This is a genomic window from uncultured Methanobrevibacter sp., assembly GCF_937881195.1.
Taxonomy (GTDB): domain Archaea; phylum Methanobacteriota; class Methanobacteria; order Methanobacteriales; family Methanobacteriaceae; genus Methanobinarius.
The window spans coordinates 1-8,114 of record NZ_CALGFC010000002.1; the positions used below are offsets into that span (position 1 = coordinate 1).

The following is an 8,114-nucleotide window of genomic DNA, read 5'->3' on the forward strand; positions in this document are numbered from 1 at the left end:
TTAATAGATAATTTAATAGATAAATGAATAAATAAAAGGAATAATTAATTTAATAAATAATTAATAGAAAAAATTAATAAAAAACTAATATAATAACAAAATAATAATTAAATCTCTCTTTTTATAATTACTTTTTTAACAAACATCTTCTTTTTTACAAATAGTCTCTTTTTTAGTTTTTAAAAGTAAAATATGTGCACTAACACATATTCCTACAATAAGTAAAATTAATCTAATTATTGGACTGTTTATTATTAAAGCAGAAATAGTCAACATAAACCATAAAAATATTAAACTGTTCCTTTTAACATCTAGTGGAATACCTTCTTTTTTCTTATAATTTTCTATATAACTTCCAAAGTATCTATTGCTTGAAATCCACTTTTCTGCTCTTTTTGAACTTTTCCCAAAACAGAAAAAAGCAGCTAAAATAAATGGAGTGGTCGGTAAGATTGGTAAAGCTATGCCTACTGCACCTAATCCTACTAAAACAACCCCTAAGCTAAAAAACACGCTTCGTTTAGGTTCCATATTTGCACAATTATTTAAAACAATTAAATTTTTTCATTTTTTGTGGCTTCAACTCTTTCTTCTTGAGTCATTTCAGAAAGATTTTTAACTTTGGATATATCAAGTCCAATTCCCTCAGCTACACGTGTTCCATATTCTGGTTCTGCTTTGTAGAAAAGAGCACATTGTCTATATTGAATTCTTTCTTGGGCATTTCCTAAGTGTACAACTATATTATATACTAGATGATCCTTATCCTCATCATTTAAAACTCTTCTCCAAAGTTCACCTGTTTGGAAAAAGTCAACATCTTCAACTGGCCTTGGGTGTCTATTAATTTCCGCTTTCAATTCTATAGTTGGTGGAGTAACTGTTTCATCTACTTCTGGCCCATCAAATGAATTTGGATAGTAATTAGGCCCACTTCCTCCATTATCTGTGACTGTCATCGGCCCGTCTCTTTGATAGGTGTTTACTTCAGTATTTTTTGCCCTGTTTATTGGAATTTGGTGATGATTTGGACCTAGTCTATGCCTTTGAGTGTCTTCATAAGAAAATAACCTTCCTTGCAAAAGTCTGTCTGGTGAAGGTCCAATTCCTGGAACAAAATTTGAAGGTGCGAATGCAACCTGTTCAACTTCAGCAAAGAAATTTTCTGGATTTTTATTTAAAACTAATTTTCCTAGAGGAATTAATGGATAATCTCCATGGAACCAAACTTTTGTTACATCAAATGGATCAAATTCATATTTTTCTGCTTCTTCTGGAGTCATTATTTGGACATAAACATTCCATTCTGGATAATTTCCCTCTTCAATAGCATTAAATAGATCTTCTACAGCATGATCTGGATTTTCACCGCACATTTTAACTGCTTCATCATTTGTTAAGTTTTTTATTCCTTGCGCTGTTTTAAAATGATATTTTACCCATACATATTCATTTTTCTCATTATACCACATAAATGTATGACTTCCAAAACAATCCATATGTCTGAAATTTTTTGGAGTTCCTCTATCTGTAAATAAAAATGTTGCTTGATGTATTGATTCAGGTGTTAAGGACATAAAATCCCAAAACATATCTGCATCAGCCAAGTTATTTTTTGGATTTCTCTTTTGAGTATGTATAAAATCTGGGAATTTTATTGCATCTCTAATAAAGAAAATTGGAGTATTATTTCCAACAAGATCGTAATTTCCTTCTTCAGTGTAATATTTCATAGCAGTTCCACGAGGATCTCTTTTTGCATCAGCAGAACCTCTTTCTCCCCCAACGGTAGAGAATCTTATAAAAACCTCAGTTTTTTTACCAACTTCTGAAAGAAATTTAGCTCTAGTATATTTTGAAAGGTCATTTGTAACTTCAAAATATCCATAAGCCCCAGTTCCTTTCGCATGAACGACTCTTTCCGGTATTCTTTCTCTACCGAAATGCGCAAGTTTCTCAGTTAAATGAGAATCTCCTAACATTGTATAATTTGATCCTTTACCTGTGGTAATGGATGCCTGATCATTAGGTACAGGAATTCCTTTATTTGTTGTGAATTTTTTTTTATTTGACATTTTATCATCTTGTTTGTGATTTGTTTTTGTATATTAATATATTACTACTAAAATATATAATTTTTTAATTAAATTTTTTAATAGGTTTTTTATTAAATTTTATTTATAGTATAATTAAATTCAAATAATATAATTCTTATATTTTTTTTAAGTACTTATTTTCATTTTTAAAACATGAGATAATAAACAAAAAATTCTAATAATAGTTAAAAAATAATAAAAAACGAAATAAAATCATATTAATTATTAATATATAAATTATTAATATATGAACTATTAAAATATTAATTAATATGATATTAATTTTTGGTATGGAAATTATCAGAATAATTATTAAAATAAATTAAAATAACTAGAAATTAAAAAATTAAATTGAACAACACATTTATTAGGAAATTATAAACAGTTTAGGGACTTATAATCAAATAATTGTTTATTTTATTTTGTTTTACTGGTATACAATATATGTATTTTATGAAATATTTTTCATTAGTTTTTCATGATATTGTATCATATTAGTATATTTTTTATTATATTATCCTGCTTAATTACTAATTATTTTCTTTCAATAGTAAAATAGACAAAATATAATTTGTATATTTAATTATAAAGATATATAAATATTTATTTAGTTGTTTATTTTGTTTTAGATATATACAATATATGTATTTTATAAAATATTTTGAATTGGGTTTTTGGTTATTAAATCATATTAGTATAATTTTTAATATAATTTTTCATGCCTAATTATTAATAATTTTCTTTTAATAATAAAATGGATATAATAAAATTTATATATTTTATTATAAACTTAGAAAAATATTTATTTTGTTCTTTATTTTGATTTACTGGTATACAATATATGTATTTTATGAAATATTTTTAATAATGTTTTATATTATTTTGGTACTTTTTAGTATAATTAACCATACTTAATTAAGTGAAATTATCATAATAATAGTAAAATAAATAGAATAAAATTTATATAATTAATTAAGGAGATAGAAAAATGTATTTTATTGTTATAATTAAATAGTTTTTTATAACTTTTAAATAAAATATATTAACTTTGATTTTAAATTTTTATAACTGATATACTATTAGAGGGTAATTATATGTATGTAAATATAGGAAATGGTCATGCTGAAACACATTTAGAGTTTATAAAGGTTTTAAATGTGAGAATAGAAGAAAGAGATCCTTTAAAACCAGTTTTTGATGAGTTGCCTTTTTTAGCAAATTTTGAAAATGAAGATGATTATCTTAAACTTGTTGATTATGGAGTATTCCACATCGAATTAGAACATGGTAAAATATTAGTTGATTGTAAATTAAATAATAAAATAAAGTTTATTGATGAAAATACTGATGTAGAAGGTTATTATAGTTATTCTAAATTATAATCTCTTTTTATCATGTATTATTTCAATAAATTAGGTCTTTAATATAATTTATTGGCCTTTTAATTAAAATAATTCTTTTTTCTTTATGTCTTATTTGGATATATTCTCATTTTTTACATATTTAATTTTTATAATTTCATTGAAACAAAATTTTTAAGCATTTTAAGACCAGAAGGCCCACTTTTTTCAGGGTGGAACTGTGTTGCAAATACATTGTTTTGGTGTAAAACTGCTGTAACATCAAACCCATATTCTGTAGTTCCTGATATTACTTCTTCATCTTCTGGTGATGCATAATACGAGTGAACAAAATAGAAATAATCTTTATCTATGCCATCTATAATAGAACAACTTTTTTCCCGTTCACATAATGTCATATCAAGGCGATTCCAACCCATGTGTGGAATTTTTAGACCGTTTTCAGCTGGAAGTTTTTTAACTTCTCCTTTAAAAATATCTAAACCCTTAATTCCTGGTGTTTCTTCACTTTTTGATAGTAATGCCTGTAATCCTAAACAAACTCCTAAAAATGGTTTGCCGTCGGATATATGTTCTGTTATGATTTTTTTATAGGGTTCAATATTATTCATAATTTGTCCAAATGCACCAACCCCTGGTAAAACAAGATATTTTGCATTAGATATCTCTTCAGGATTATTAGTGATATTTGATTTTATATTAATTTTAGAAAACCCATTAGAAATACTCCTTAGATTTCCACTTCCATAATCAATAATTGTAATCATGATGTAACCTTTTTTACTTTTCTTATTTATTTTTATCCCAATTACTAATAGTTCTAATCATCATACCAAAGTCAGAGTCCACTATTTTAGAAGTACCGAGTGTTTTTGAGTGGGCATCTAACTCAGCTACCACATAATCGTATCCCAATTCTCTTAAAGGTTCAACGAGTCTCGGACCATCTGTAACAGCTATTGTTTCTATTTTTGGATTAATATCTTCAATTTTCAATGCATGTGGAACTCCAATAACTATAACTAAGTCAAAATTATTTTCTTTCAATATATCTTCAGCTTTTTTGGGAGTGATCGGATATTCATCTAATCCTCCAGTAATATAATCAATAGATATTCCATTTTTTTCTAATTCTTTAGTTATATTTTTGGCATGTTCTCTTATTCTAGGAAGTCCAATATTTTTATCAAGATTAGCTATAATTTTTGGTTGGTTTTCTTTGTTTATACTTTTGAAATCAACATTTAAAACATCTGCAAACAAATAACTGGTTTCTTTTTTTGCATTAAGTACGAATGCTACTTTTTTACCTTCTTTAAGATTTTTCAAGACTATTTTTGCCACTTCTTCTTTATTATCTCCAAAATTTGGTCTTATGTATTTTCCTTTAGCCATCCCCCTTGTTTTTTCAATTTTAGTTGCTAATTTAAGCATATTTATTTGTCTATTGGCTTCTTTTTCTGGAATCACTCCATATTTACTAGCTACCTCTAATACAGCTATTGCTCCTTCAGTATTATCTCCTTCACCAAATCCTCCATGAGATTCTACAGGTAATACTATTGCTTCTGTTTCAACATTCTCAATAGCTTCTTTAAGATCTTCACCTATTATCATACTTGCACAAGTTCCAACTATTCCAACTAATTTTGGATTGAACATTTCATTTGCCTTTTTAAGAGTCTCTTCTAGTTTATCACTAGCTCCAAATATAAAATCATTTTCTGCCATTGCTGTTGTCAATACTCTAACTCCATCACTTTCAAGAAGTCTTCCAGTTCTAAAACAACAGCCATGAGGGCCATGCATTATTATAACATCAGCATTAAGATCTCTCAATGTATAAAGTGAAGCAGCTATTGGGCTTGGTCTTGGATGCATTTTATCTCCTTTTTAATATATTTTAAGAAATAATTAGTTTTATTAAGTTATTATTTAATAATTTATCTTTTTTAAAGTTATTTATGAAATTATTATTTAAACTTAAATTTTCATTATTTAACTCATTATTTAATAAATTTTGCTAATTTTGATGTAAATCTTTATTTTTACACTTGAAATTAACCTCTGTAATATCAAATATGATTTTTTTATTACTATTTCTGTAAAATATTAATTTCTTATATAATCACTAATCATTGGCAGTTATTTTTTCTTTATTCCTAAGCTTTCCTAAAATTAAAAGCTTGTAAAAAATATTGGGCTATGGTATTTTGTTTATTTATATTTCAAAATTTTGATAATTGTTCAATTCATCAATAATTATTTCTTATTCTACCACGATTTTTTTTGATATTTTTCGTTTATTTATTCATTAATTGATTATTAATTGCCTTAATAACTTATAATATCTTTTTTAGTTTAGCATAATCTAATAAATCTTTTTTATGTCATTTTTTTATTACTATTAAATATTTTATCATCAAAACATTTATATATTAATAATTTTATATAATCGTTAGTAAATATAATAATTGTTCTTTTTTATTTTTTCAATGTTATATTTAGGAAAATATTATAATTATTGGGTAATATTTTCTCTATTGAAAAATATGTATGATAAAAATTAATGTTATATATAAAAAATTAATATTGTTGTTAAAATTAATATTATGAATTTTAACAATTATATTACAACATAAATGCTAAATATTTTAATTAAATTGTTTTTTTTTTATTGAATATTCTATATCATTTACTTATATAATGAATCAATTTTTTATATACTTTTTTTAATCATTTTACGGCATTACTAGAGAATTGGGGGGAATTATTCTGGTAAAGAGTAAATATGCCTATTTAGTAGGCATTTTCTTTATTTTATCTATATTTGTATCTATTCAGTTTTGTGCTGCTGATGGTTCAGTAACTATTAGTAACTCTACTTCTGGTGGATTAAACAGTACTATATCTAGTTCTGAAAATTATAATAATATTAACCTTTTAAATGGAACATATAAGGGCGGAAATAACAATAAATTATCTGTAAACAGTAATAAAAATTTAACAATACAGAGCTACGATTCTAATAATAAAGCTACTATTGATTGTTCTGGCTCATGGTTTATAAATAATAAGGGAAATTTAACACTTAAGAATTTAATAATAAAGAATGCTGGTTTTTATGAAAATGGTGCAGTATACAATAGTAAAAGTTTAACTATAATTAATTGTACTTTTTTAAGTAATACTGGTTTTCCAATGGGTGCAGCTATTTATAACACTGGTGATTTAAGTATTACTGGCTCTAATTTTATCAATAACTCCGTTTATAGTGATGGTGGAGCTATTTATAATAGTGGAAATTTAGATATTTATGATTCTATCTTCACAGGTAATAAAGCTAGTGGTAGTGGTGGAGACATTTATAACATTGGAAATTTAACTGTTAATTCTTCTAATTTTACTAATTCTTCTGTTAATAATTATGGTGGTTCCATATATACATCTGGAAATTCATATATCGTTAATTCTAATTTTATTTTTACTAAAGCTAGTTTCGGCGGGGCTGTTTTTGTTAATGGATACTCTAAAATATATAACTCTACCTTTATTAATTGTCGCGTTCCAGACCGTGGAGGAGCTATTTATAATAATGATAGTTTAACTCTCAATAATTCTATTTTTAATGGTAATAATGCAAGTATTGGGGGTTCTATTTTCAACATTGGTAAATTAATAGTTAATAATTCTAGTTTTAATAATAGTTATGTTCCAGACCGTGGAGGAGCTATTTTTTCTAATAATAATTGTAATATTTCTAATTCAATTTTTACTAATAATAAAGCTTGTCAGGGCGGAGCTATTTTCAATGATGTCACAGGATATTTATTTGTTTTTGGAAATCAAATGTTAAATAATAAAGCTACTTATATAGGGGATTCAATTTATAATGATGGAAAAATTTGTATTATTGGGCTCACATTTTTAAATAATAATTCATATTATGTTGAAAATGGACAAAATTTTTTAATCTTTGCTAATTTAACTGATAATATGGGCAATCCTATTACTGGCGGAATTATTTCTTTTTATTTAAATAATAATTTCCTAGGAAATGTTAATGTGATTAATGGCATGGCAAATCTAACATATTATGTTGATATTGCTGGTCCTTCTATAGTATCTGGTTATTATTCTGGTTATTATTCTAATTCTAGCTATGGTGATCAAGGAATTATTATTAAAAATGGTTTACTTACAAATTCTCACAAACAAAGGGTTAATATTACTGTTTCTAATGTTAGTGGCAAACTATCCAAGAAAGTAAATTTAACTGCTAAATTAACTGATGAAAATGGAAATGATCTTCGTGATAAAATCCTTAAGTTTTATGTGAATGGTGTTTACTATGGTAGTAGTACTACCAATAATCAAGGTATTGCTAAATTATCGTATACTCTTTCAAATATCGGATTATCTACTTATTATGTTGTTTTTGATGGGGATGCTGATTACATGTCATTTGTCAGTTCTAATGCTAGTGTTAGTGTTGGTAAGGGTGATTTGAGTGTTGTGGTTGTGGATGTTTCTGGTAAGTTTAATAGTAGTGTTGTTTTAAATGCTACTGTTAAAAATCAGGAAGGGGATCCGGTTTCTGGTGTTTTGGTTAAGTTTTATATTAATGGTGTGAATGTTGGAAATGGAACCACTAATG

The 8,114-nt window shown here is 25.7% G+C and carries 6 protein-coding genes; 2 read left to right on the plus strand and 4 right to left on the minus strand.

What is annotated here, in order from left to right; all coding sequences use genetic code 11:
* Positions 1-135: 135 nt before the first annotated feature.
* Together Q0087_RS00015 and Q0087_RS00020 are read right to left on the minus strand one after the other, a co-directional pair.
* A complete protein-coding gene (locus Q0087_RS00015) occupies positions 136-531 on the minus strand; it encodes a YbaN family protein (RefSeq protein ID WP_297896833.1) in 396 nt (131 codons plus the stop codon).
* Between the two features lie 23 nt (positions 532-554).
* A complete protein-coding gene (locus tag Q0087_RS00020; RefSeq protein ID WP_297896836.1) occupies positions 555-2,075 on the minus strand; it encodes a catalase in 1,521 nt (506 codons plus the stop codon).
* A 1,115-nt stretch (positions 2,076-3,190) separates the two neighbouring features.
* On the opposite strand from Q0087_RS00020, the gene Q0087_RS00025 reads away from it, so the two are divergent.
* On the plus strand, positions 3,191-3,478 hold the full coding sequence (locus Q0087_RS00025; RefSeq protein ID WP_297896839.1) for a hypothetical protein: 288 nt from the start codon (positions 3,191-3,193) through the stop codon (positions 3,476-3,478).
* Between the two features lie 128 nt (positions 3,479-3,606).
* Here the strand turns inward: Q0087_RS00025 and hisH are convergent, their stop codons facing one another.
* On the minus strand, positions 3,607-4,224 hold the full coding sequence (hisH, locus tag Q0087_RS00030; RefSeq protein WP_297896842.1) for an imidazole glycerol phosphate synthase subunit HisH: 618 nt from the start codon (positions 4,222-4,224) through the stop codon (positions 3,607-3,609).
* Between the two features lie 22 nt (positions 4,225-4,246).
* Positions 4,247-5,338, minus strand: a complete 1,092-nt coding sequence (gene cfbD / locus Q0087_RS00035) for a Ni-sirohydrochlorin a,c-diamide reductive cyclase catalytic subunit (protein ID WP_297896845.1) — start codon at positions 5,336-5,338, stop codon at positions 4,247-4,249.
* 879 nt (positions 5,339-6,217) lie between these two features.
* On the opposite strand from cfbD, the gene Q0087_RS00040 reads away from it, so the two are divergent.
* Positions 6,218-8,114 (plus strand): Ig-like domain repeat protein (locus Q0087_RS00040; protein WP_297896848.1); only part of this gene is annotated, 1,897 nt, incomplete at its 3' end.

Bases quoted from the DNA above. Each gene is read 5' to 3' on its own strand.
- Q0087_RS00025 (WP_297896839.1), top strand. From the start codon at position 3,191: ATGTATGTAAATATAGGAAATGGTCATGCTGAAACACATTTAGAGTTT.
- Q0087_RS00020 (WP_297896836.1), bottom strand. From the start codon at position 2,075: ATGTCAAATAAAAAAAAATTCACAACAAATAAAGGAATTCCTGTACCT.
- cfbD (WP_297896845.1), bottom strand. From the start codon at position 5,338: ATGCATCCAAGACCAAGCCCAATAGCTGCTTCACTTTATACATTGAGA.
- Q0087_RS00015 (WP_297896833.1), bottom strand. From the start codon at position 531: ATGGAACCTAAACGAAGCGTGTTTTTTAGCTTAGGGGTTGTTTTAGTA.
- hisH (WP_297896842.1), bottom strand. From the start codon at position 4,224: ATGATTACAATTATTGATTATGGAAGTGGAAATCTAAGGAGTATTTCT.